21 protein-coding genes are annotated in these 24,042 nt (G+C 60.5%); 13 read left to right on the forward strand and 8 right to left on the reverse strand.

Translation table 11 applies throughout. The annotated features are described in order from the left end of the window. The first annotated feature begins 84 nt into the window (after window positions 1–84). Together JO015_08540 and JO015_08545 are read left to right on the forward strand one after the other, a co-directional pair. Window positions 85–1,239 carry a glycosyltransferase family 4 protein gene (locus JO015_08540; GenBank protein ID MBV9999146.1) on the forward strand — a complete coding sequence of 385 codons (1,155 nt, stop codon included), beginning with the start codon at window positions 85–87 and terminating at the stop codon, window positions 1,237–1,239. After that, complete coding sequence (locus tag JO015_08545) at window positions 1,230–3,359, forward strand: hypothetical protein (GenBank protein MBV9999147.1); 2,130 nt, start codon at window positions 1,230–1,232, stop codon at window positions 3,357–3,359. Before JO015_08540 ends, JO015_08545 begins: the two co-directional genes overlap by 10 nt. 223 nt (window positions 3,360–3,582) lie before the next feature. On the opposite strand, the gene JO015_08550 is transcribed toward JO015_08545, so the two are convergent. Beyond that, complete coding sequence (locus JO015_08550; GenBank protein MBV9999148.1) at window positions 3,583–4,320, reverse strand: hypothetical protein; 738 nt, start codon at window positions 4,318–4,320, stop codon at window positions 3,583–3,585. A 248-nt stretch (window positions 4,321–4,568) separates the two neighbouring features. Here JO015_08550 and JO015_08555 point away from each other — a divergent pair, with 248 nt between their 5' ends. The 5 genes from JO015_08555 (at window position 4,569) to JO015_08575 (ending at window position 9,907) form a co-directional block, all read left to right on the forward strand. Beyond that, on the forward strand, window positions 4,569–5,879 hold the full coding sequence (locus tag JO015_08555; protein ID MBV9999149.1) for a hypothetical protein: 1,311 nt from the start codon (window positions 4,569–4,571) through the stop codon (window positions 5,877–5,879). A 340-nt stretch (window positions 5,880–6,219) separates the two neighbouring features. Further along, a complete protein-coding gene (locus tag JO015_08560; protein ID MBV9999150.1) occupies window positions 6,220–7,017 on the forward strand; it encodes a hypothetical protein in 798 nt (265 codons plus the stop codon). A 149-nt stretch (window positions 7,018–7,166) separates the two neighbouring features. Continuing rightward, window positions 7,167–7,958: a class I SAM-dependent methyltransferase gene (locus tag JO015_08565; protein ID MBV9999151.1), complete on the forward strand. Its 792-nt coding sequence runs from the start codon at window positions 7,167–7,169 to the stop codon at window positions 7,956–7,958. A 49-nt stretch (window positions 7,959–8,007) separates the two neighbouring features. Further along, window positions 8,008–9,066, forward strand: a complete 1,059-nt coding sequence (locus tag JO015_08570) for a glycosyltransferase family 4 protein (protein MBV9999152.1) — start codon at window positions 8,008–8,010, stop codon at window positions 9,064–9,066. Window positions 9,067–9,124: 58 nt separating this feature from the next. After that, window positions 9,125–9,907, forward strand: coding sequence for a class I SAM-dependent methyltransferase (locus tag JO015_08575; GenBank protein MBV9999153.1), 783 nt, complete (start codon window positions 9,125–9,127; stop codon window positions 9,905–9,907). Window positions 9,908–10,202: 295 nt separating this feature from the next. Here JO015_08575 and JO015_08580 read toward each other — a convergent pair whose 3' ends face one another. From JO015_08580 to JO015_08590, 3 genes are read right to left on the reverse strand one after another with little or no spacing between them, the layout of a single operon-like run. Continuing rightward, window positions 10,203–11,396, reverse strand: coding sequence for a glycosyltransferase family 4 protein (locus tag JO015_08580; protein MBV9999154.1), 1,194 nt, complete (start codon window positions 11,394–11,396; stop codon window positions 10,203–10,205). Next, the gene (locus tag JO015_08585; protein MBV9999155.1) at window positions 11,393–12,958 is read right to left on the reverse strand and encodes a hypothetical protein; all 1,566 of its coding nucleotides are present in this window, start codon (window positions 12,956–12,958) and stop codon (window positions 11,393–11,395) included. The genes JO015_08580 and JO015_08585 overlap by 4 nt, the downstream gene beginning before the upstream one ends. Before the next feature lie 12 nt (window positions 12,959–12,970). Beyond that, window positions 12,971–14,524: a hypothetical protein gene (locus JO015_08590; protein ID MBV9999156.1), complete on the reverse strand. Its 1,554-nt coding sequence runs from the start codon at window positions 14,522–14,524 to the stop codon at window positions 12,971–12,973. Window positions 14,525–14,737: 213 nt separating this feature from the next. Here JO015_08590 and JO015_08595 point away from each other — a divergent pair, with 213 nt between their 5' ends. Then, window positions 14,738–15,586 (forward strand): glycosyltransferase, encoded by an 849-nt coding sequence (locus tag JO015_08595; protein MBV9999157.1) that lies wholly within the window; start codon window positions 14,738–14,740, stop codon window positions 15,584–15,586. A 341-nt stretch (window positions 15,587–15,927) separates the two neighbouring features. Here JO015_08595 and JO015_08600 read toward each other — a convergent pair whose 3' ends face one another. Beyond that, window positions 15,928–17,127, reverse strand: a complete 1,200-nt coding sequence (locus JO015_08600) for a glycosyltransferase family 4 protein (GenBank protein MBV9999158.1) — start codon at window positions 17,125–17,127, stop codon at window positions 15,928–15,930. 124 nt (window positions 17,128–17,251) lie between these two features. Here JO015_08600 and JO015_08605 point away from each other — a divergent pair, with 124 nt between their 5' ends. The 4 genes from JO015_08605 to JO015_08620 are packed head-to-tail and all read left to right on the forward strand — an operon-like array spanning window position 17,252 to window position 20,810. Then, the gene (locus JO015_08605) at window positions 17,252–18,199 is read left to right on the forward strand and encodes an exosortase/archaeosortase family protein (protein ID MBV9999159.1); all 948 of its coding nucleotides are present in this window, start codon (window positions 17,252–17,254) and stop codon (window positions 18,197–18,199) included. 19 nt (window positions 18,200–18,218) lie between these two features. Next, a complete protein-coding gene (locus JO015_08610) occupies window positions 18,219–18,959 on the forward strand; it encodes an EpsI family protein (protein ID MBV9999160.1) in 741 nt (246 codons plus the stop codon). A 22-nt stretch (window positions 18,960–18,981) separates the two neighbouring features. Further along, the gene (locus JO015_08615; GenBank protein ID MBV9999161.1) at window positions 18,982–19,986 is read left to right on the forward strand and encodes a glycosyltransferase family 1 protein; all 1,005 of its coding nucleotides are present in this window, start codon (window positions 18,982–18,984) and stop codon (window positions 19,984–19,986) included. Between the two features lie 56 nt (window positions 19,987–20,042). Beyond that, a complete protein-coding gene (locus JO015_08620; GenBank protein ID MBV9999162.1) occupies window positions 20,043–20,810 on the forward strand; it encodes an FkbM family methyltransferase in 768 nt (255 codons plus the stop codon). 25 nt (window positions 20,811–20,835) lie between these two features. Here JO015_08620 and JO015_08625 read toward each other — a convergent pair whose 3' ends face one another. Further along, window positions 20,836–21,420, reverse strand: a complete 585-nt coding sequence (locus JO015_08625) for a GNAT family N-acetyltransferase (protein ID MBV9999163.1) — start codon at window positions 21,418–21,420, stop codon at window positions 20,836–20,838. Between the two features lie 32 nt (window positions 21,421–21,452). Beyond that, window positions 21,453–22,445 (reverse strand): hypothetical protein, encoded by a 993-nt coding sequence (locus tag JO015_08630; GenBank protein ID MBV9999164.1) that lies wholly within the window; start codon window positions 22,443–22,445, stop codon window positions 21,453–21,455. Window positions 22,446–22,692: 247 nt separating this feature from the next. Between JO015_08630 and JO015_08635 the strand changes: the two genes are divergently transcribed. Next, window positions 22,693–23,352, forward strand: a complete 660-nt coding sequence (locus JO015_08635; GenBank protein MBV9999165.1) for a hypothetical protein — start codon at window positions 22,693–22,695, stop codon at window positions 23,350–23,352. Window positions 23,353–23,385: 33 nt separating this feature from the next. Here the strand turns inward: JO015_08635 and JO015_08640 are convergent, their stop codons facing one another. Continuing rightward, window positions 23,386–23,967: a sigma-70 family RNA polymerase sigma factor gene (locus tag JO015_08640; protein ID MBV9999166.1), complete on the reverse strand. Its 582-nt coding sequence runs from the start codon at window positions 23,965–23,967 to the stop codon at window positions 23,386–23,388. Window positions 23,968–24,042: the final 75 nt, after the last annotated feature.

Genomic DNA, 24,042 nt, shown 5'->3' on the forward strand with positions numbered 1-24,042 from the left:
CCGGGCCTTTCGTACGCACGTCCGGCGGTTTCGGTCGGCACGGGTGGCCAATTTGTGGTAGACGAATTCCCTCGCGTAACTCGCATGAAAGTGGCTTTCATCACGACCGATAACCGGGAAAACGAGCGGCAATACCACCTGACGCAGCCGGCGTTTGGTTCGGCTCCGGAGGCTTTACTGAGCGGGTTCCGTGAACTGAAGGGTATAACCGTGCACGTTATTTCCTGCACGCAGCGGGTGGTGCAAGCCCCCGAAAAGCTCGCCGATAATCTGTATTTTCACAGCCTGCACGTCCCCAAATTTGGCTGGCTCCGAACCGGTTACCAAGGCTGTATCCGGGCGACGCGCAGTCTCTTGCGAACGTTGCGTCCCGACGTCGTGCACGGCCAGGGAACGGAGCGGGATTGCGGCATCGCCGCAGTCATGAGCGGCTTGCCGAACGTCATCACCATTCACGGCAACATGCGGCTGATCGCAAAACTTGCGAAGCCCAAAACCTGGTCCTACCTGAACCTGGCCGCGTTGCTTGAGGGACCTACCGTGCGGATGGCGGGAGGGGTGGTCTGCATCAGCCGGTATACCCAGGCGGCCGTTAGCGGCATTGCGCGCAGGACGTGGCTGGTGCCAAACGCGGTTTACCCAAGCTTCTTTGACGTCGAACGCAGGCCGGCCGATCCGCCCTTGATTCTGTGCGTCGGCGTGATCAGCCGCAGAAAAAATCAGCTGGCGCTGCTCACCGCTCTGGACCGGCTGGCACCCAAATTCCGCTTTCGAGCCCGCTTTATCGGGCCGGCTTTTCCAGGTGACCCGTACGGTCAGGAATTTCTCAGCCGGGCCGCCAGGGCAGCTTGCGTCGATGAAGTGCGGCCGATGGGGCGGGACGATCTCCGCGAAACGTTAAAGCGCGCTTCCCTGCTGGTGTTGCCTTCGCTTGAGGACAATTGTCCGATGGTTATCCTGGAAGCGGCGGCGGCCGGCGTGCCGGTGCTTGCGTCCAGGGTTGGCGGAATTCCGGAGTACGTCGAAGATCGGGTGAACGGATCCCTTTTTGACCCGAACGAACCGCATGCATTGGCTGAACGGCTGGCAGAGTTTTTGACGGATCGGCAACCGTTCGAAAGAGCGGCCATCGAAGCGCGCCGGAGGGCAATCGCCGAGTTCCACCCGCGCGTGATCGCGACGCGGCACGTCGACGTGTATCACCAATTGCTGGAATCGCCGATGCCCGCATGCGCCTGAGCCGCTATGGCCGCCATAATTCGATGGATGCCGTGACCACACCGCAGCCTGTTTCCGGAAAGGTTCCACTAAGCGTTTTCTGCGCCCTCGTTTTCGTCCTTTTTGCGACGTGGCTCAACCTGTGCGGCTGGATCCTCTCGGGTGTCCACGCGCTCAATGCTGCCGGGTACGCCTTTTGCCTGCTGCTCTTCTTCAGTTCCGCCGGCTTCGTTTTGAGGCGGGGCCGGTTCGGGGCCGCTGCGCTCCTTGCCTTAACCCGCTGGCGACGCCGGGTCCTGCGGCCGCTGCCCGCCCTTTGGCTCCTGGCCTTCGTCCTGGCCTTCGCGGGCGGGCTTTTCTTTGAACCGAGGAACTATGATTTTTTAACGTACCGGTTAAGTCGCATTCTGCACTGGTGGGCTGAAGGCCGGTGGCACTGGATCACGACAAATAATGACCGCATGAACATCAGCGGGCCCGGCTTTGAATGGGTGCTCACCCCGTTCGTGATCCTGACCCACTCGGCGCGTCCTGCCGCGTTGCTCAACCTGCTCAGCTTCGGGCTCATGCCCGGGCTCCTGTTCCGTTCTCTAACCGCCTTGCGGGTTCGACCCTCAGTCGCTTACCAATGGATGTGGCTTTTTCCAGGCGGCTATTGTTTTGTTACCCAGGCGGGCAGCGCTGGAAATGACGCTTACGCTGTCACTTACCTCCTGGCCGGCATAACCTTCGCCTTGGAAGCTGATCGAACCCGCAACGTGGCCTGGTTGTACGCCAGCATTCTGGCGGCCGCCCTGCTCACGGGCGTCAAAGCCAGCAACATTCCACTGATCGTACCGGTCGTGACGAGCTGGTGGCCCGTTCGCAAACTGCTGTTCCGGCGGATCACACTCCTGGTTGCGGTGGTGGCCGTTGCAGCCCTGAGTTCCTTTGCGCCGGTCGCGATCGCCAACCACCTTCTCACAGGCCAATGGGCCGGTGACGCCGGAGGGGCAAGCGGGCTGCAAATCTTCAACCCCATCGCCGGCGCCATCGGCAACCTGCTGCAGCTGGCGGTGAACACGTTGTTATCCCCCTTTGTGCCGTTTGCCTCCCTGTGGAGCAACGTTGTCGCCCCGCGCATCCTGCAGCTGCCGTTCGGGACGTGGCTCCGTCACGGCTTTCCCCGGCTCGACCTTACCGTTCGCGAGGTTGCGTCTGAGGAAAACGTCGGTATCGGGCTGGGCGTCGCCGTCCTTTGGATAGTGTTGGCGGCTCGTAGAGTCATCCCGCACGCCGGTACGGCATCCGTGCCTTCCCGTTCCTGGCCGGTGGGTAGGATGCCTGTCTTCCTCTCCATCGCCGGCCTCCTCAGCCTGGGCGTGTTTCTGGCGAAAATGGGATCGGAGGCAGGCCCCCGGCTGCTTGCGCCGTATTACCTCATCTTCCTGATCGTTGTCCTGCTGTTTGCAGGTAGCCGGCACCCGAGGCTGCGCGGGGCGTGGTTGGGCTTCTGCGTCGTGGTTCAATCCGTTCCGGTGCTGCTCCTGCTGGTAGAACCTAACCGGCACCTGCTTCCGGTGTCGCCGATCGCCCATTTTGTGATGCATTCCCCAAACGCGCTCCTGGCGCGGATCGACGTGGTCTATTCAACTTACCAGTCGCGTGCTGACGTCCTCGCCCCGTTGCGGGACCTGATTCCTTCCGAGGCGACCACCGTCGGCTTCATCGCCGATCCGGACGAACCAGAGGTTTCGTTATGGCGCCCTTTCGGCAGCCGCAGGCAGGTGGTGGATGTGGTTGATTTGGAGAAGAGGGAGTCCTTGCCTGACTATTGCGTGGTGCTCAACTCGTGGATTGAAGAAGCCAGGCGAATGCCGCTGGGCGAGTGGGCGCAACTGATGAGGTTGCATGAAGTCGGACGCAGGACTATCTCCATGCGGGCGCACGACGAACCCCAGATCTGGGCGGTGTTGACAAAAGTCGGCCCGCCTCCAGCGGAGGCCGAGGCCGCCGCGAAACCGTCCGATCGATCAACTGACTGCCAGACCATTCAATCGTTCGGACCACGACCCGCGCTGCCCTGGCTGACTCCCGTACGGTTTATGGAGGGAAAGTCAGGATCGGGGTGCGTGCTGAATCCGAGGTCTTGTTTCCAGTAAGTTGTCCTGCGTTGCGGCAGAAATTCCGGTCGCACCGAAGCGGTCAGCCCGATGATCCATAGCTTGCCCCGGAATGGAATAATCAGCACGCGTCCCAGCGACTCCCCGGTCCGCTGGTCTTTCAGCCGGACGCCAAAGGTATGAGCGCATCGTAAAAGGATAATACGAATAATCCTGGTCAGCAGTGCAATGGGAAGGCGATCAAAGGCGGCGACCATAGGATTTATTCGTCCCAGAGCGTCTTGACCGGGTGCACGGACCACGCGCCGGCCGCCTGAAGCTCGCCCATGCGGGACTGCAGTTCGCCCGCGTTTTGGATAAAGCGTTGTTGGCGGACCATCCCCCGAACCCTGAAGCCAAGGTGATGGGCTGCGGTCGGGATGAAAAGTTCGAGGTACACCGGAGGAGTGTCGCGCAACCCTGCCACCGCGTCGAAGGCGTCGCGGCGCCAAAAGGAGCCGGTGCCGAGCATCGACAGTACGACCGAACCGTTCTCGCGCACCGTAATCTCGCGCCAGAAGTTCGCGAACCTCGGGTCGAAAGCGTGATTCAGGAAGTGAGGGTTAGACGTGCCATCCACTCGGACCACATGAAAACCCGCCACGTCGCAGGCCTCCGTTTGGATAAAAGCCAGATGCAAGGAAACGAAATCTTTCTGCACCGGCACCTGGTCGTACTCGACGAAGTGCACGAACCGGTAATCTTTTCCGCGCAGCCATTCCCGGGCAGCATGGAATAAATCCTGATAGCTCTGCTTTTGTCTTTGATGGTCCCTGGTCTTCAGCCTCGGCGAGTCGATGAGGATGCGCTGGTCGTGATCAAGGTGGCGAAACTCCGGGGGCGGGCCGCCGTACGCGATGAGAATGTCCTCCACGGGAACGAATTCACGCCAATGATTCAGCATTCGCCTGATCTGGGGCGCCTTCTGGTGCGTGAGGAGAAGGGTCAGGGTGTCCGGCATGGCCGGCGTTCAACATGGGCCGGGTATGCTGACGCGTCAAAAGGGGGCCATCTTTCCCGGGCCGGAAACCATGGCCGGAGCGGCACCGGACCCGGCGCGGCGATGAGGTGATGCGGCATCCCTGATCGGCTATGCTGGAGGGGGGTGCAGTGTCGCACCGGTAAGAATTCTCAGGAACCGCTAAAGCGGACGCGGCGGCTCCCGTATTACCTTCCATAAATACCATAATAACCATGTTTAATGTATTTATGAGAAACTGGAAGCGGCGCCTCGGTGCCGCGATGCTCTTCAGCAGCGTTGTGTTCGCCGCCGCCGCCGCCGTCGCCAACACCGATATCTATCTGGCCGTGAGAACCGACGGGAAATCAGGGTCTGGCACGCAGGCCGATCCTTTTGACGCAAGTTCAGCCCCGAAGTTTGATGCGCTCCTCGCCCGCTTCAAGGCCAACACCAATTTCCATTACGCCGCCGGCACCTACCAGACCACCGGCTGGCATTTCCAAACCGCCCAGACCGCGAACCCCGGGTGCGTCCACCTCGGCGCCGGGATTGACCAAACCGTCATCCAGTTGACCGGCGTGACCAATTACCCGACCAGCGGGGTGATCTTCGGGTGCGATTATAACCTGACCTGCGACGGCTTTCAGCTTCAGAACATGACGCTGGACGTCAACGCTACCAAAAACCCGGTGTGGTCCGGCGCCACCGGGTCCCTCGGCGCCGTCGCTGTGCAAGGCAACAACCTCCTGATCAGCGGCTGCAAAATGATCAATTTCGGCACCTCGCGTTCCGGCAGCGAATGCTTCACCCTCTTTATCTGCCCGGGACCCGTCTTCGCCGGGCGCACCTTCAACAACATCCAGGTCCAAAACTGCATCTTTACCAATCCCGCCACCGGTAACCAGGACGGCTTGACCGCGTGCACCGTCGGCTCGGACCACACCGTGACCCTGACCAACGCTGCCGTCACCGGCTGCTCCTTCGTGGACGTCGAGTCCGACTTTACCTACTCCCACGCCTTTTCGGCCAACGTTGCCCAGAACAACTTCGTCACGGGTTGCGCCACGGGTTTTTATTGCGAACCCACTCAGGTATTCAATGCCGCCGTGAGCGTGGTCAACAACACCTTCATCGACGTGTCCGTCGCCGCCGCGATCTGCTTCCATGCAAACGGCGGGTTCGGCAGCCTTAATTTCAGCGGCAACAAAGTCGTCCTGCGTGACCAGTACAACACGTATTCGGCGGCTGTAAACGTGATGAACTTTGACCAGCAAGGCGCCATCCCGGTCATGCAGTCACTGTCCATGACCAACAACCAGATCATGGGCGTCGGCCAAGGCCCGCTGGCCACGCCGGCTTATCGTGCCGTCGACTTGCGTTGTCCGGCCGCCAACCTCATCATCAAGAGCGTCGCCATCCAGGGCAATGCGCTGGGAACGTCCATCCCTAACGGCGTTGAATTCGACGTGACGCGGTCGAGCACCGTGCTGCCGAATCTGCAGTACGGTATTAACCGGTACGCGAACGGCCTGCCGGTGTCGATCATGCGAGAAATGTGAGAAGAAACAACGATTGCAAGTTTGCGCGCTGCCGAACAAAGAAGGCTGCCGGTCCGAGTGCCCGGCAGCCTTTGTTTTGTATTGAATGGCTGGCGCGAGCCGGCTGACGCTTGCGCCGTTTTCAGGATCATTGGCGCTTGCGGAATGAACCGGTTGCTTCACGCGCAAGCACGCCGAAGGGTCCGGCATCGTGCCGAGTCCGGCGGCCGATCTAAACCAAGCCGTTCAGGAACCAAACTACCTTGCCGGCCACGACGCTTTGTCTAGTTTTTGCGTATTCCACGGAGCATAAACCTGAATGGGCCTGGATTTCAGAAGCGCGGAATTTCTTTGCACAGAGGTGAAACGAGGAATCTCCCTTGGAGACCTGCTGCTGCTCGGCCGGCAAACCGTTTACATGGCGCCGCGGGAGATTGCCACGGTAAAGGCCTGGACTGGAATCGGGCTTGAGCCGTCCGGTTTCGCGGACGAGTTTTTCCGGGCGCTTGGTGCTGAAAGCATTTCATTTCTTGACCACTCAGACTACGAGGGAGCAAACCTCGTGCATGATCTGAATGAACCCCTTGCGCCGGAGTATCACGCGCGGTTTCACACCGTCATCGACGGCGGCACCCTGGAGCATGTGTTCAACTTTCCGGTCGCGCTCCGGACGTGCATGGAATCGGTCTGCAAAGGCGGGCGGCTGGTGATTCTATCAATTGCGAACGGGCACATGGGCCACGGATTTTATCAGTTCAGCCCGGAGCTTTTCTATCGCGCGCTTGCTCCGTCCAACGGGTTTGAAGTCGAGCGCTTGCTCATCAGACACGCCGGCCGGTGGTACGAAGCGAACGATCCGGCGGCGGTCGGGTGCCGAATCGAGGCAATGACTTCCAGGCCGGCCTCGATTTTTGTGTCCGCCAGACGCGTTCACCTCACGAAGATTTTCGCCAACTGGCCGGTCCAGAGCGATTACTCCCTGCCCGCGTTGGCGCAGGGCGGCGCATCCTCCCCGGCATCCTCGTGGACCGATCGAGTGGCGGCCCGATCCATGACCATGGCTGAACTACGAGCCAGGTGGCGATCCTACCGGGGTTCACGGCACCGGCGCTTATCGAACCCGAGGTTTTTCCGGCAGCTGGGCGCGTCTTTACTTTGAGACCGTGGCCAAGGTCCGGCGGTGGCGAGGATATCCGGCGCGCCGGCGACCTGCCGGCCTGGATCGATCCGCGTGCCCTCGAGTTGACGCCCTTGGAACGACTTCCTAGAACTCACTCAGTCCGTGCACGAACTCCACGAGGAACCCTCATGGCAACGAATCGTCAGAAATCAGTCAGCTACGCCTGCCGAAAGTTGGTCGCACTCACTTGCAATCTGCTCAGGATCAGTCGAGCCAATCCATCCGGACTGCGTCACGTGCTCGGGGTAGCGCTTTCCGGGAGCAGCGACGTGATCGACGCGGACGCCGATGTGCGGTCGCTTCCGGAAATCACGGTGGCCGCGCTGCTTGGGGACCAGCCCTCGGTTCGCGCCGTGGTCGAGGTGTTCAACGACGGCGGAGCCGCCATCTCCGGGTTGGAGTGCGTCGCCCTCTCGGCTTTGATGGTTGCAAACCGGTGCCGCCGAGTGTTCGAGTTCGGAACTTACAAAGGCATCTCCACTACCCAGCTCGCCCTGAACCTGGCGCCGGGGGGAACGGTTTTCACCATCGATCTGCCCGAAGGCGATTCCCGCTACCGCCTCGACATTTCTTCACCGGCAGAGCAGAGATTGACCAAGGAAGCGGGTAAAGGGCGGCTGGTCCCGGAGGATCTTCTGGCCAGGGTGACGTTCCTGCGGATGGATTCCGCAGAGTTTGATCCTGCACCCTTTCTCGAATCGATTGACCTGGCCTTCGTGGATGGCGCGCATAGTTACGACTACGTGAAGAACGATTCGCTGAAGGCATGGCAGATGTTGCGTCCGGGAGGCTGGATCGTCTGGCACGATTGCAACCCGCGGCATGGCGACGTGGTTAGGTTTCTGAAGAATTTTCCGTGTCCGGTAAACCGGGTGGCCGGTACCGATCTGGCGTTGAGCCGAAAGCCTGAATCGAAATAGTCAGTCGTACGTTCCGCAAGCCGCCGTGCATCATCCGGCCCGTCGAAAGATGAGGATCCTTTACGATCATCCTACCCCGTTCTTCCTGGCGCACGGGGGACTGCAAATTCAGATCCGGCAGACCATGGCGGGTGTGCGGGCTGCGGGTCACGAGACAGAGTTCTTACGGTTTTGGGAGGAAGAGGCCGGCGCCGACGTGATCCATTACTTTGGTCGCTGCTCGGGTTTCTACATCGAGATGGCCCGCAGCAAAGGCATTCCGGTGGTGATGTCGGACCTCCTTTCCGGCACCGGTTCCCGAGCCCCTTGGAAACTCACGCTTCAGGCCGCCGCGATTCGCACGGCACGCTCTGTCCTGCCCGGTTTCTTCACCAACCGGATGGGGTGGGAGTCTTACCAGCAGGCTGCCGCCCTGGTGGCGCCGACCAAGGTTGAGAAACGGCTGATGATCCGCCTTTTCGGTGCGGACCCGCACAAGGTGCACATCGTCACCAACGGGGTCGAGGATTTTTTCTTCCGGCACGAGCCGGGTGACCGGGGCGCGCGGCTGGTTTGCACCGCGACAATTACCGAGCGCAAGCGGGTTTTGGAACTGGCGGAAGCGGCCGTGCTGGCTGCGATCCCCATCCGCATCGTCGGCCGGCCGTACTCGGAACAGGACCCGTATTACCGGGCGTTTGCTTCCGTGGCACGAAAGCACCCTGACCTGGTTCTTTACGACGGGCCGGTTAACGATCGAAGGGCGTTGGCGCGCCTCTACCAGCAGAGCGCCGGATTCGTGCTGTTAAGCACCATGGAAAGCCTGAGCCTCTCCTCCATGGAAGCCGCGGCGAGCGGGTGCAAGCTGCTGCTGGCTGATCTTCCCTGGGCACGGGACGCCTTCGGGGCAAAGGCGTGGTATTGCCCGGTGCCGGCTGCCGTCGAACGTACGGCGCAGATCCTCAAAAATTTCGTACGGAACCTTTCCGGAGTGCCCACCCCGCCGGTTCCGTTTACCTGGAACGAGATCGGGCGGCAATTTGCCCGAATCTACGAGGGCGTGGCGAACCCAAACACCGCCGGAAAATCCGGCGGTGGTGGGGGCGGTGGTGGTGGTGCCGCGTCGTGACGCGCGGCGCGACCCGGGTTGCAAATCTTCACACCGTCCGGTATCAAGAGCTCCCATCATGCTCCGGGTCAGCCATCCCCGTTGGAAAGCCCATGACGTCCGTCCGCATTTCAAGCCGGCTCGAGAGCATTATGCACCTGCCGACCAGCCGATGTTTGAGGCTGCCTATGCCGAGCTTTGCCGGATTGACCTGAATGGGAAAAACGTCCTCGAGGTCTGTTGCGGAGCCGGCATGCTGGCAGTGTGCCTGGCCAGGGTTTTTCCGGATGCCCGGATTACGGCCCTCGACCGGTACGCCGATGCGGGCGGCGAGATCACGGCCGTGCAACCTGAGTTGCCCAACCTCAAGTACGTCGTCGGCGACGCCTTGAACCTTCCGCAGTACGCCGATGGGTCATTCGATCTGATCTATGGGCAGGCCACCCTTCACCACCTCGCGCACGATTGCACCCGCGTGGCGCTGGAGTACTCACGACTGCTGAAACCGGGCGGCCGCCTCATTTTCATCTATGAGCCGCTTGGTCATAACCTGCTGGTGGACGTAATCCGAGCGGCACGGATCGCCCGCCGGGAACTTGGTGATGAAAGTAACCTCTACCTTTCCATGCTTGAAGGGATCACCCGGGCTTTTTCCCACTGCGCCGGCTGCGAAGTCCAGGTTTTCAACCTGCTAAGCTATGCGGTCAAGGGAGTTCAAAACCAGGCGATCCTGGCGGCGGCGCACAACCTGGATGCATGGATCCTGGAGCGTCATCCGAAACTTTTAAGGTATTGCGCGAACTGCAACATCGTCTTCACGAAGGCTGCCCGGCAAAATTCTCCGGCCGAGCCCGCCGGGTGAGGCGCGTAAGGATAACGTCGTCTTTCGCGGGAGAATCTGCGCGCGACGCCTTCTGTCGCCCCTACAGGGCTCATCATGATTTTACGGTTCCCCAGGGTAAACCCTGGGCTATGTTCTACCGCCCCTTCGGGGCTGAAATCCGGTCGGAATTCTATCAATACAACTGTGTAAATGATAAAGGCCGATTTAACGCCGTGCGGAGCCTCCGGCGGCGTCGCCCTGCCAGAATTTTATCTGAACAACTGTCTAAATGGTATTAGGCTCGGGTACCCCCCGCCATAAAGGTATCACCTTACTAACTGCCCTTGGAGGGGAGGAGGCTCCTGATGATTCGCTCGTAGCCGTCGAGCACACGCGGCCAATGGTACTGCCGTGCGACGGCCGTCCGGCCCGCAGCCGCCAGATCCGCCCTGGTAACGTTGTCAAGCAGCACGCGGCGGAGCGCCCGGACCAGGCCAACGTTAGTGAGCGCAGTGATCCCTCCCGGCATTTCCGTAATTGCTCCGCTTGGTACGGCGACGAACGGAACACCGTTTGCCATGGCTTCCAAGAGGACGATCGGCTGGGTCTCGGCGTTAGCCGTCAACAGGAATGCGTCCGCGGCCCGGTAAGCGGCGCAAGTCTCCGCTCGAGAAAGCCCGGCCAGCAGCCTTACGTCGCCCGTGAACCCCCCTGCGCGCAGCTTTGCCAGCGCAGCTTCCAGCTCATTCATGTATTCATTGTGTTCACTCCCGATAAAGACCAGGGCTGCACCGGGCACGGCGGCTTCGGCGAAAACCCGGAGCGCCCGGATTTGGTTTTTTCGTCCGCTGTAATTCGCGACGCAAAGGACCAGCCTGGCACGATCATCGATGCCGTGGAGGGCGCGAAAAGGGATTGCGGCATTTGCGAATTCCTCCGGCCGTACGCCGTTTGGAAGCACCGTATGGCGCCGGTAACCGGTCAGATCGGCAACCAGATGGTCGATGAACCGGCGAAGATTGCGCTTCTCGCTAAGTAAAACGACCTGGTCATAACGGCGCAGGTCCGAGGCCAATCGAAGCGCGATCGGCAACCGCCCGATCCATTGGCCGATCCCGAAATAAGGCGGCCGATGGAACGTCAGCAGGTGAGTGGAAAAGCCATGACTTACCAGCACCTTGCGCGCCGTCGTGGCCGGAAAGACGTTTTGTGCCAGGAACGTTGACCAGACATTCCAGTATTGGCAGATGATAACATCGCACGGAAACTGTGCGACGAAGCGCTGATAACCGGCAACCTCACCCCGCATGCCGGTCCGCCACCCGGGTCGACCTTCAACATCGAATTCATAAACCGGGATCCCGTTTACCGGCGATCCTTTGCGCTCAGGATGCGGGCAGGTGACGACGGACACGGCAAATCCGCGTTCGGCGAGGCCCTCGGCCAGATTGGCTGCGGCCACGGCAACGCCGTCGTAAGCCGGCAGGTAGGTTACCGTGGTGAGGAGAACTCGCGGCGGTGCGCTCATGGAACGCTGGTGACGGAACGCTGGCGCGCACGCTGAAAAAGTTTGTGCACAAACGCGATCCTTCGCAGGTAACCGGCCAACTCCAACCGCAGGTGCGGGTCCAATCCCACCGACCAGGCCAAGGCGGCGCCGATGAGGCCGGCCGTGCCCGAGATTAGAAACAACGGCAGGCCGCGTTCCGCGCCGGGCAACCGAAAAAGCGCTTCGCAACACACGGAAAAACTGAGGATGAAGGCAAAACTCCGTTTCAACCAGCCCCAGGTGACCTGGGGCCACGGTAATGAGAAATACAGGCTCACGAAGCGGGTTCCGAACCACATGCCGCAAAGCAGGTTGGCCACCAGTGACGAGATGAACACACCGGTAAACCCGAGCGGTTTGGCCAGGATCAAACTCAGGGCGACCACCAACACGCCTTCGGCTAACGCATAATACTTGTACTTCCCGACCAGCTTGGTAATCCCGGTCATGCCCGTGTAGCATCGGCTTACGCAGAAAACAAAAAGGCAGGCCGCGGCCGCGAGATCACTGCCTGCATCCCAGGTGACTCTACCGCCCGTCCAGACAAACACGAAATGCCGGTTTGCCGCGGCTCCCAGGACTGCAAAGGTGCCTGCCAGCACCGCGGACAGAGAGACGACGTTTGCCAGCCGGTACTGCAGCCTGGCCCGTTCTCCCCTTGCCACCATCTCGGAGAGCGCCGGTGAGGAGGAATCGAAGAGTCGCGAGATGAGCTGCTGGGTCATCGAGAACGCCTTGGTGCAGATCGACCAGACACCAGCCGCTCCAAAACCGAGAAAATGCGAAACCACGACGAGCTGCGTCGCCGAGGTGAGTTGGGCCGCGACGGATAACACAAAAAAATCGCGGCTGAGGCCGGTGACCGCCCTGAACAATGGAAAGTTTAGCGGGCCCCAGTACCTCGTGTGAGGAATAAGCTTGAAATGGATGGAAAAGAACGCCGTCGACAACGTGTAGATCGTGACGCCGACCAGGCCGGCATAACCCAGGCTGAAATAGGAGCAGCCCGCCTTGAGCGCGATCCACAGCGCCAGGAGGCTCGCCAGGTGCACGGCGATGTTTGTGTAATGGATGATGTCCAGGCGCTGGTGACTCCAAAGGGGGAGCCCGAAAGGCTGGGCCAGCATGCTTACGCCGAGCACGGTGCATTGAAGCAGCAGAAGGGACGAGAAATCCCCTGCCCGGTCCGCACTGACGCCAAGGAGCGTTGCGAGCCATGGGCCTGCACAGGCGCCGCACGCCACGATCACCAGGCCGAGCACGGCAAACACGATAAACGCGGCTTTAAACACGGCCCCGTACGTTCCCGCTTTGGGATCATCCTTGAAGTCGATCAACACCCGGGAGATAGACTGGGCGAACCCGAGGTCGAGCAACGTCAGGTAACTTGCCACCTGGGTGACCACGGCCCAAAGACCGAAGTCGGACGCCTTCAGGTAATGCAACGCGATCGGGATCGACAGCCCGATCGAGATGGCATTGGCCGCCAGAGCGAGGTACCCGGCGCCGACCGCCACCATAAGGCGTCTGGTACGACTCATGAGGATGCCGGTTCAGGTCACGCTGTGGTCGAGCGCGGCAACCGCCGTATGGGGGGCCTGCACTTGGTTCCAAGCGGCAAAATTGTTTTCAACAAGTTTGAACAAGCCACACGTAAAAAGCGTGGTCGGAAGACCTGAATCGTAGCCGCCAAAGATGAACACGTACTGAAACGGCTCGTAGAGGGCCGGCAACACGGTCATCATCGCGATCGGGAAATAAGGCGAACCCATGGTGACCCGCAGCAATCCGAACCCGTGCACCGCCAGGTACACAAGCAATGCCAGGTAAAGCATGAGGCCCACCACGCCGACAAAACGAACGGCCGAGATCGGCCCGCTGTGAAACGCGCCCTGAATCATGAACACCTCCTGGGCTTCGTGGCCGATATAATCCTGACCGGATTGCATGATGGAAAGCTCGTAGGCGCTGAACCCGAAGCCGTCGCCGAAAACCTTGTCCTTGATGAAGTCACTCGTGCTCAGAGCCGTGCGCCACATGTACACGCGCCAGTCGACGGAGGTTTCGGCATCGCTGACCGCTTCAGGGTCCCACTTGCCCGGCAAGAACGAAAGGGCGCGCTGCACGTTGACCGGCAGGTGAACGCCTTTGGCCTGCAAACCGCATAGCAGCAGGAGCATCAGCGCGAGGACGGCCCCTAATTGTACCAGCTTCGAAAATCCGTGCCGCACAAAGGCGGAAAGCGCGAACAGGCAAACCAAAAAGAGAATGCCGTTCCGGAACCCCGCCAGACCCATCGCCGCGAAGCACGCCAGAAACCCGAGGCACCGGGCCGGGCGAAGGGGATTGATCAGCGAAAACGGATCGAAATAGCTGGCCAGGGCGACGCCGCACGCCCGCGCCCCGGTTGCCAGATCGAAGATACGGTCCACGCTTTCATCCGCTGCGCCTGCCGGTTTAAGGTCTCGAAAAAAGCTCGAGACATCGATGCCGCCGTAGAAGTAAGCGATGTAGGGCAGGCTGCCCGGAAACAAGTACCCGATTAAGCCGAGCAGGGAAACCAGGGCTGAAGGAATGACCGCCAGCGCCGGCAAACGCAGGGCCAGTTTTGGGCCCATCCGGCTCCGGGAGAGCACAAAGTAGGCTAAAAACCCGATCAGCGCGTCAAAGTAAGGCCGCCCTCCAACCATCGACGAGCCGAAGGCGGCAACCCCTACCGGGTGACGTGCATAGACAAACATCACGTAAGCCAGGTTCAGATAGAGCAGAAGGTCAACGGCGGTGGTGCGTGTGCGGAGGGGCAGCCCGCGCAGGGCCATCAGCGTGAGAAAAACGGCCGCGGCCAGCAGGACGGCGAGTTCCCTGACGCTGAACGGCAGCGGCAAAAACCCGAGGCGGCCGGTGAGAAACCAGGCGAGCGGAATGAAGACCCACACGTAGCTCTGCATTCGAAGCACCAGGGCAACGATTGCAGCCGCACCGAATACCGCCAGCACGGAAACCCATTCGTCCGAGCCGATGCAGATGCCGAGAGTCACCGCACCGACCACCCCAAGGACGGTGACCACCGTGAGGGTAAGGCGTGCTTCAAGGAGTCTCGGGTCCATACGTCAACAAAGCCACCGCTGCATCTGCCGGTGCAAGATATTGATTATCGGCGGTAATCAACCACCCTGTACCGAATCCGTGGGATGATTGGAAAGCCAAAACCCGCCGGTTTTTCGAGGTGCGGCCATGAAAAGCTTGACTCACTTCCAGCCGGTTTTGCTTTGCGGGAATTCCGGCGGGAGAGTTGCGACCCGATCTGACCGATCTGATTTATGGATTCCGCCATCTCAATCGTCACCCCCGGTTTTCGCCAGCCCGACCTCCTGAAGCTGTGTTCACGGTCCGTTCTTGATCAGGCCGGCGTCGAGGTGGAGCACGTCATCCAGGAAGGCGGCGGGCCCCCGGCGCCGGGCGCCTGGCAGCCGGACGATGCTCGAGTGAAGCTGACCGTGGAACCGGATCACGGAATGTACGACGCCCTGAACCGCGGTCTGCGGAAGGCGCGCGGGGCGATCATCGGTCACCTGAATTGCGACGAGCAATACCTGCCGGGTGCGTTGCTGCGTGTAAGCAGGTTCTTTGCGGCTCACCCTGGTATCGAAGTGGTGTTCGGTGATGCCGTTTTGATCGACCTGGAGGGAACGCCGCTCAGTTACCGGCGAATTTTGGCGCCCAAGTGGAACCATACGCGGCACGCTCACCTGGGCACGCTCACCTGTTCCACCTTTTTTCGTCGCTCGTTGCTGGATCGCGGATTCTTCTACCCCGACCATTACCAGGCAATTGGTGATGCCGCGCTGGTTTTGCGATGGTTAAAGGCCGGGGTGGCCATGGCGACCCTGCCCGTGGCCCTGGCCGCATTCACTTTCACGGGACGTAACCTCGGCGCCAGCGAAGTGGCCGCCAGGGAAAAGGCGATCCTGGAGCGAGAGTTTGGGACGGACCTTGCCCGGCTCCGGCCCTACTTCGTCCTCCAGCACCGCTTCCGCAAGGCCCTTGCAGGGGCCTACTGGCCAAGGAGGCTGGCGGTCCCCGTTTACAGCCGGCGTTCGCCCGAACGCCGGGAAACCCGGATACTCAGCGGCTGGCGGTATCGCTGGCCGGCCGAACTGGCCCGGTAGAAAGAACGGGTAACGGGTAACGGGTAACGAGTAACGGGTAACGAGTAACGGGTAACCAATAGCGGGTGTCGGTCACACGGCGGGCACAGTGAGGAGGGCGGGCACAACGACTGAGTTCACACGGTCACACGGCGGGCACGGCGGGTTTGGCGGGCACAACGACTGAGTTCACACGGCGAACACGGCGGGCCACGGCGACCACGGCGGGAAGAGGAAAGAGGAAAGAGTTCGGAGTTCGGAGTTCCAGCATGGGGGTGGGTGCGAGTGTCAATCTGTGTAATCTGTGGATGTTTTGTCTCTTTTCTGCGTTCTTCTGCGTGGTCTGCGGATAATTTTTTGTTTTATCTGTGGACCCGCTGAGTGAAAGGAACGCCAGCGCTGGCGTAGATGCCGGCGACGCGGCGCAACCAAAGGTCCCGGCCGAACTCACGGCGCAGTTTGCGTTTGCCTTGTTCGGCCAGGGTGGCGGCAAGTTTGCGTTCCTGCAGCGCTCGTTCCAGCGCGCAGGCAAACCCGTCCGTATCCTCCACCCGGGCAACCAGGCTCGCCCCTTTTCCGGTTTCAGGAAGCGAGCCCCAGTCGGAAACCACCAGGCCGCGCCCGTTAGCCCAGGCCTCAAGGACGACCAGGGGAAACGGTTCATCCCAAACCGAGGGGATGACGGCGAACTTAGCCCCGGCCCAGAGCGCGCCTTGTTCGGACGGCGGGACGAACCCCGTGAAGGATACGTTAGGCAGATTCAAAGCGTTGACCAGCGCCCGGCATTCCCCTTCCAACGGCCCCGTGCCGGCAATCACGAGCCGGCCCGCTGAGGTCGGGATCCCGGCCCAGGCACGGATCAACTGGATAACGCCCTTTTCGGGCGAGAGCCGGCCGAGAAACAAGGCGTAGCCATCGTCCGGTACCGCCGTTTGAAAGTTGGGCGTGGGTTCCAGGTAATGGGGGAGGACGTGAAGCTTGCCTTCCGGCAACCCCATCTTGAGGTGGAGCCGTTTTTGCACCTCGCTCAGAGCCACCCACGCGTCGACCTTTGAGAAGGTTTTGAGCCAGCGGACCCGCTGGAGGGTGATTCCCATGGTCCCGCAGGCAACCCGGCTCTCCCGCCAACACCTGGTCAAAACCGCGGGAAGAAAATTCCCACGAATGCACCGGTGACACGGTTGGCCGTGGTTGAGGAAAAAGCCGTTCACGCACGACAGACGATAATTGTGGAGGAAGTGTACGACCGGCACGCCAAGCTCGAAAGCGGCTTTATAGATGCCGGGCGACAATGCCGGAAGGACGTTGTGGATCTCAAAGGCCTGATACCGGCGCTCACGCTGCAACGCGCGGAGGTGATTCGCAGCCGGCGCGTTATGCACCACTTTGAGCGGAGCCTGGATGCGTTGTCCCCAGCTTTTACCCAGGAGGTCGTCCGTGGAGTATTCAAACCAGTCCGCTTCCAGGTAATCTTCGAGGTCCGCATGAATCCTCTTCGCCACGGCTTCTTCGCCCCCGAAACGCTGGTAACGTGCGAATATCCGTAAAACGCGCGGCCTCATTTTGAGCTTACAAGATGGCCTCGAAACCTCCCTTTGTCGAAAGGACCGGCCACCGGTTACGCGCGGCTCCGAGGTCTACGCTTGTCCATTACCCGGAAATTGTGTATCGAACCGTCCGCACGTAATGAATTGGCGCCGGCTTTCTACCCGTTACGATTGGCTTATTCCGGCAGCGACCAGCGCGGTGGCTTTGGCTGTCTTATTCGCGGGAGTCCCGTACTCTCTCGGGTACGGCCTCCGGCCAAGTTCGCTGTTCAGGCAGACCTGGTCGATGTGGATGGCGTATCCGGAGTGGGGCCACGGCCTCCTGGTCATTCCGCTCGCCGCGTTTCTGGTTTACCTGAAGCGAAATGACCTGAAGCAAATTCCCATTCGAGGATCGTGGTGGGGGCTGCCCGTGCTGATCCTGGCGATCGCATTATTTTGGGCGGGTTTTATCACCGACCTCCAATACGCCGGGTATGCCGCCCTGCAACTTTTCACGGCCGGCCTGGTGATTTGGTTTCTGGGCACGCGCTTTTTCGGCGCCGTCTTTTTTATCTGGCTGTTTCTGAGCTTCGCGTGGCCGCTGGTTTTCCTTGACCAATACGTGGCGTTCCCGCTCCGCCTGCTCATGAGCAGCGCGAGCGCGCACGCCCTGAACCTGCTGGGAATAGCGACCATTCGAGCCGGGACGGCGATTTTGTCGGGGCCGGATCCGGCGGCCGGGGTTGTGACCGGCCAGCGGTTCAGCGTGGATGTGGCCGACCCATGCAGCGGGTTGCACTCGCTGTTTGCGCTCACGATGGTTTCAGCCCTTTATGGCATCGCGGTTTTTCGGCGCTGGTGGCAGGTCCTCGTTTTAGTCCTGGCGGCGTTTCCGCTGGCCATCTTCGGGAATTTCTGCCGGATCATCCTGCTCACTTTCGGCACCATTTCCTTCGGGAGCCGTTTCGCGTTGGGTTCGGAGGAACACCCTGCCTGGTTTCATTCCGCGGCAGGATTTTTCGTCTACGGCGTCGCGCTGGCGGGCCTGCAGTTGCTTGGGATCGCCCTCAGCCGTCTGTCCGCGAAGCCTTCGGCTGCAGATTGATTCGTTACACCCTCACGCCATGAGCCTTCATGCCCCGGAAACCAAAAAAGCCGCGCCAAATGCTTCCGGCAGTGTTCCAAACCGCTTTCCGTGGTGGCGCTCGGCCCTGGTTCTGGCGCTGGTCCTGATCGCCGCCGGCATGATTCTGCTCGACGGCGGAATCAACCGGCCCAGTGAAGCCGGCGTCGTGATGGACTTGCCGGACAGCGTTGGGGCTTACCTTGGGTTTAATCAGGACGTCACGGAAGCTGAAAAGCGTATCCTGCCGCCCGACACGGAGTTTGCGAAAAAACAATATATAGGCGGCCCGTTAGGCGAGGTTAATTGTGAAATTGTCCTCAGCGGATCGCAGAAAAACAGCATTCACCGCCCTCAGGTCTGTCTGGCCGGCCAAGGCTGGACGATTTTGCACGAACAGCCGGCGACTATACCCCTGCCGGATGGGAGAAAACAACGGGTGCGGGTTCTAACCCTCTCACGAGAGATCGGCGCACGCGCGGTCAACGGGTATTTTGTCTACTGGTTTGTGGGCCGGGATAAAACGACCGATGACCATTTCAAGCGCATCCTTTACACCAGTTGGGATAGGCTGGCTCACAGGGTTAACCATCGCTGGGCGTACATCATTGTCAGTGGGATGATTCCAGAAAAATCTGACCCGCAGGCTCCGGCGGCACAACGTATCCTGGAACGGCTGCTCGAGTTCACGCGGGACGTGATTCCTGCAGTTGAGAAGCCAGGCGTCGTACCGGAGGGTTAGGGTAGAAGGCTCAGTCCACATAGTGAGGATCCTTGAAGTCAGCCGCGAGCCACTGCTGAAATCCGTTTGCCGGGCGCAAACCGACTGGCTGAGCCTTAAACCGCCGCTGGAACCTTCCCGGCGCGAGTATGACCATTTATCCACGGGATTTGGTGAGTTAATGCTTCTGGGATGGCGTTTGCTGTGGCGCGAATATGCCGTCATTCTGTTGCCCGCGGTCCACGGCGGCTGGCCGCACGATCTCTCGCGGCTGAAGAGGTGTGTGCGCAGGGGCCTGGCCGCACTAAGCCGGCAGCCGCTGGCATCACGATTGATCGCCTGGGGTCTTGGAACGGGAACAAAGATCGGAGTTTATGATTTTGATGATCACCCCGGCATCTCCAGTGAGACCATGCGGTTAATTCCAAATCTCAGCTGCTATTTCAAGAGGGAACTCAACGCCGCCGACCCTAAGCGCGATGCCCGGATCCGGTTCCTGCCGTATGCGTTGGAGAGGACTCCCTTCGACGCGGTGCACGCCGCTGAGAAGACGACCGACATCTTCTATGCGGCTTCCTTAAACTCGCCGGAGCGAGAAGAGGCCACTCAGGTTCTGCGGCAGATGGGCAATGATGGGTTTCAAATCGACATGCCCGAAGGCCGGATGAATCGTGACGAGTTTTTGCGGCGTTTGGCCGCGGCCTGGCTGGCCGTGGCGCCTCAAGGATGCGGTTGGCATAGTTACCGGCAGTACGAGGCTGGATTTCTCGGCACGGTTCCGGTGAGTAACCGGCCGGCGGGGCCATGGGCAAATGCGGTCTATGAACTCCAGGACGGCGAACACTGCTTTTATTACCAGGCGGGGACCGGACAACTTCGGACCGTGCTGGAGCAGGCCTTGGCTGACAAGGAGAAACTCGCCCGGATGGCGAGTTCGATTCAGCAACTTTGCCGGGAGCGCCACACGCGTGAAGCGGTGGCGCGCTACATTCTCCGCACGCTCGGCCTGGAACCCGATGCAGGCGTCGAGTGCCGGCCGCCTGCGTAGTTTGCGCGCGCGCGTTGTTCCTAACATGATCAGGACGGCTCCAACGAGGTGATGAAGTGCAGGCAGTAAGCGTTCGAGAGATCGTTAAGGCGATTACCAAAGCGACGGTCTTCAGAAACCTTTCGCTTGCTAGCCGGCTCTATGGCTTCGTGCAAAGGGCCGGCTTCCACGTCGCGCCCGGCCCGGACCCGACGGCTGCACTACTGCGCGCATTTGCGATCTCGTGCGTTTTGGACGTCGGCGCGAACAGCGGTCAGTTCGGGCGCCGTCTGCGTCTGGCAGGGTATAACGGCCGGATCGTCTCGTTTGAACCCGTTGATGAGCCTTACCGACGGCTGGCGGAAACTGCAAAGCACGATGCCCGGTGGCGCGCCGTGCAACTGGCGCTCGGCGATCGCGCCGGGAGCGCAACGATCCACGTGTCATCATACAGCCAGTACAGCTCGTTGCTCGGGCAGACCGGTTTTTGTATCCAGAACCACCCTGGCGCAGAGCCGATTGCCGACGAGGTCGTGCCCGTCAAGCGCCTGGACGACGTCTTTCAGGATTATGTGCGTGCGGACGACCAGGTTCTCCTGAAGGTCGACACGCAGGGCTTTGAGCGCGCCGTTCTGGACGGAGCGTCTGCGGTGCTCCCGCAGATCCGCGGCGTTCACCTGGAAGTGTCGTTCAAGGCCATGTACCAGGGGGAATTGTTGGCTCCGGAGATGATCGATCGACTCTCGCGTGACGGCTTTACCCTCGTCCTGCTTGAGCCGCTTTATCACATGCTCGAACCCGGGAAGCTTGCCCAGGCTGATGCACTCTTTTTCCGGCTACCCTAAACCCATTCTCAGGATGGTTGAGCCGCTATAGTTGCTGAACCAGCGGACCGACAACCCCTTTCTCGGTGCCCCGCGAGTGAAGTGGTAGTTGCAACCTGGTGAACTTATCTTCTAATCGGGACGGTGGTGAGGGGACCGCAATAAACCCGCATTTTTGAAGAACACGAATTGCCGGACCATTTTTGCTGAAACACCGGGCCTTCAATTTAGACAGGGTAGGAATCCTGGCGGCAACGCCCACGAGAGAACAACACACTTCGGAACCGAATCCGCGGTTCTGGTAGGGGCTGCCGATCCAGAACGCGATCTCCGCCTCTTCACGTTCCGTGGAGAAACTATGCAGGCCGCAACACCCGATCAGGGTATCCCACGCGATTAGCGCGAAAGTTACAGATGATCCCTTCTCGGCTTCAGCCATCCGCCGGGCGATGAAATCCGCTGCCGACGCGACGGAATCGATGAATCCGACGTTTGCCCATTTGGAGATGCATGGGTCGCCGGCCAGGAGCGCTAGAGAAAACGCGTGTTCAGGGCGAACCGGGACGAGACTCGCGCCGATTGCGGGAGCGATTGCTAACCGCATCGGGGCCAAAAGGCTCTTCGTATCCATATCGTTGCCCACAGACGCAACGGTCGATCACCTCATTTATTCTCGCCGTTCGCTTTCTGCTGAAGCCTTTGTCTCGCCCGATCGAGAGCGGCGTGCAAACGACTCTTTAGCATGCCGACCGGGATAGGACGCGCGAGTTGAATCTGCATCTTGTCATCTGCCTTTTGCGTGGCGCGGATGCTCTTGCGCGATTCCTTTACCAAGGAGTGCGCGCCTTTGTTAAAACCGGACGCGTCGCCCAGATAAGCGTCCCGGATGAGAAGCTCTTCAAATGGCACTTCCGCCCATTGCCCGTCCTTGACATGAGCATGGAAACGGAGCGCAGTCACCTTACCTTCGCGTTTCAGCTTCCACAGAACGGGCAGTTCATCGTTCCAGAAAATACTTCCGACCGTCAGCCCCCTTGGGATCCAGACGTGCACCTCTCCTTGCAACCCTTCCGCGTACACGGCAGAAACGGCGCCCCAAAACTTGAGCGCAGGTGCCAGGGTGTTGGCGAAGTCTTCTTCCTTTGCGGAATCCGGCTTAGGATAGAGACGCATGGCTTTGACGTTCCGCGCAAGCTCGCCGAGAGCGGTTTCCGCGAGCACATGACCGGTGCCGCCAAGTTGTACAAGGTGTTCTTTCGCCTTTTCCTGGCCAACCTTGGGATCAGCCCAAAATGCGCCTGTGGTGGGCATTGCGATTTGGGCATCCCTAACCAACTTTTGGGCAAATTGCAGTAAGTTTTCCTGGTCGCCGAACGCGACGCCGGTAACAAAAAGATCCGTAAGGTCGGACTTCCATGTTTTGTTGTTTATTTTTTTCTTAAGCATAGGCGCCTGATCGGCGGGTAGGTGGTCACATAATTTACCGAGGGCGCTGCCCAGCTGATCGGTAAGGTTTTTCTTGGTCTTTGGATCAACTACCATGACCGCTACCGGCTGGCTTCCCCGCGCTGTTGGTTCGCTAAACTCCGAGACCTCCAATTTCAGGCTAAGTTGCGGCGGGGGGTTCGGCTTGCTGGTTTGGTTTGATTCTTCCATCGTTAACTTTCGCTTTCCTTTTTTATTGGTTAGGCGCGCCTGGGCTTCGGTTAAGGGGCCAGGCTTGTCCTTGGCTCGCCGCTGCGCGAGCGGTGTTTACTTACTCCAACGAGGCAAACGCGCCGGTGCCTCAAAAAATTTTTTGCCGGGCCGAAAGAAATGCTGAGGGCTGAAGCCGCCGCCGTCGTTTAATCGATAAAGGGGATTTGAAAGCCCGGATGCCCGGCCTAGGGTTCGACGGCGCAAAATGGATGATTCACGTTTAGACGAAGACCTTAAGGCGCTGGCCAAGCGTCCCCGGCCGGACGTGCCTGCCGGCTTCGACGCCCGGGTCTGGTCGAAGGTTCGGAGGCGCGAGGAGGCCCCCCGGGCAGGCTGGGGGTCCTGGCTTCAGACGCTTCGGTGGGCGTGGGCGACCCCGCAGTGGGCAGCCGGCGCATTGGCCCTCGCCCTAATGGCCGGTTGGGGGTTGGGGCGTCTCACGAGCCGTTCACCAGGACAACCGGCTGAGACCAGGGTGGCCGGGACCGTGACGGGCGAAGCGATCGATGTGGCGTGTTACTTTGACGACGGGGCCAGCGGGCCGGCGCATGCGGCTTGCGCCAGGCGCTGCATCGAAAGCGGGTTGCCCGTCGGGTTGAAGACCAAGGACGGCAAAGTCTATGTGCTGATCGGCGAACAAATGCCGCCGGGCCCGCAACCGGGTCCCAAGCACGAGTCGTTCAACGCGCAACTGGCGCGATATGCGGCCATGACGGTGACCGTGAGCGGCACCCTGGTGAGCAAGGAAGGGGTGACCGTGATCGAGAACGCCCGGTTGCTCACGAAAGACACCGCCACCGGCGAGGGCATCGACAGCGTTCGGTTGAGGGGCGGCACCCTGGCGGCGGCAGAAGCAGAAGATTGACGCGCGCCCGCCGTGCGTTCACCCCCCCCGGTTTTAAAAGCCCATCTTGTCCATCCTGGCCAGAAGCAGTTTGCGAGCCCGGTAGACCTTCATGCCGACGGCTTTCTGCGAGAGCCCGAGCAAATCCGCAGCCTCCGCCTGGGAGTACCCCTCCAGCGCGGTCAGGATCAAGGGTTCCTTGAGGTCCGGAGGCAACTCGCGGATAGCCTTTTGCAAGGCGTCCAACTCTTCGCGACGCTCGGTTTGTTCCAGCGGATCGCGTTCGCCGGCCCGGATCGGCCCTTGTCCTTCGCCTTCCTCGGCAGGTGCATCCGCGGATATGGTCTGAAGGGAATCGCGGTAAGCCCGGCTTCGGGCGTGGTCCCGGCAAAGGTTTAACGCGATTTGGTACAACCAGGTCACGAACCTGGCCGTGGGCTCAAAGCTGCCGATGCGGAAGTAGGCGCGGACAAACACCTCAGCGGCAAGTTCCAGGGCGTCGGCTTCGTTCGGGACGTGGCGCAAGACGAAATGAAAAATCCCTTGCCGATGCCGGTCCATGAGGGCCGTGAGGGCCTGATCTTGGCCCGCCTTGAGCGCCTGCACGAAGCCGAGGTCTGGGTCGTCTGAGATCATTGCGCTCCCAACGGGGCTTGTCCTTCCCAAAGCCCCTTGCGCCAACCCCCGGGCCAAACTTTACGCCGGATCATT

This window comes from Verrucomicrobiota bacterium (assembly GCA_019247695.1).
GTDB lineage: Bacteria > Verrucomicrobiota > Verrucomicrobiia > Chthoniobacterales > JAFAMB01 > JAFBAP01.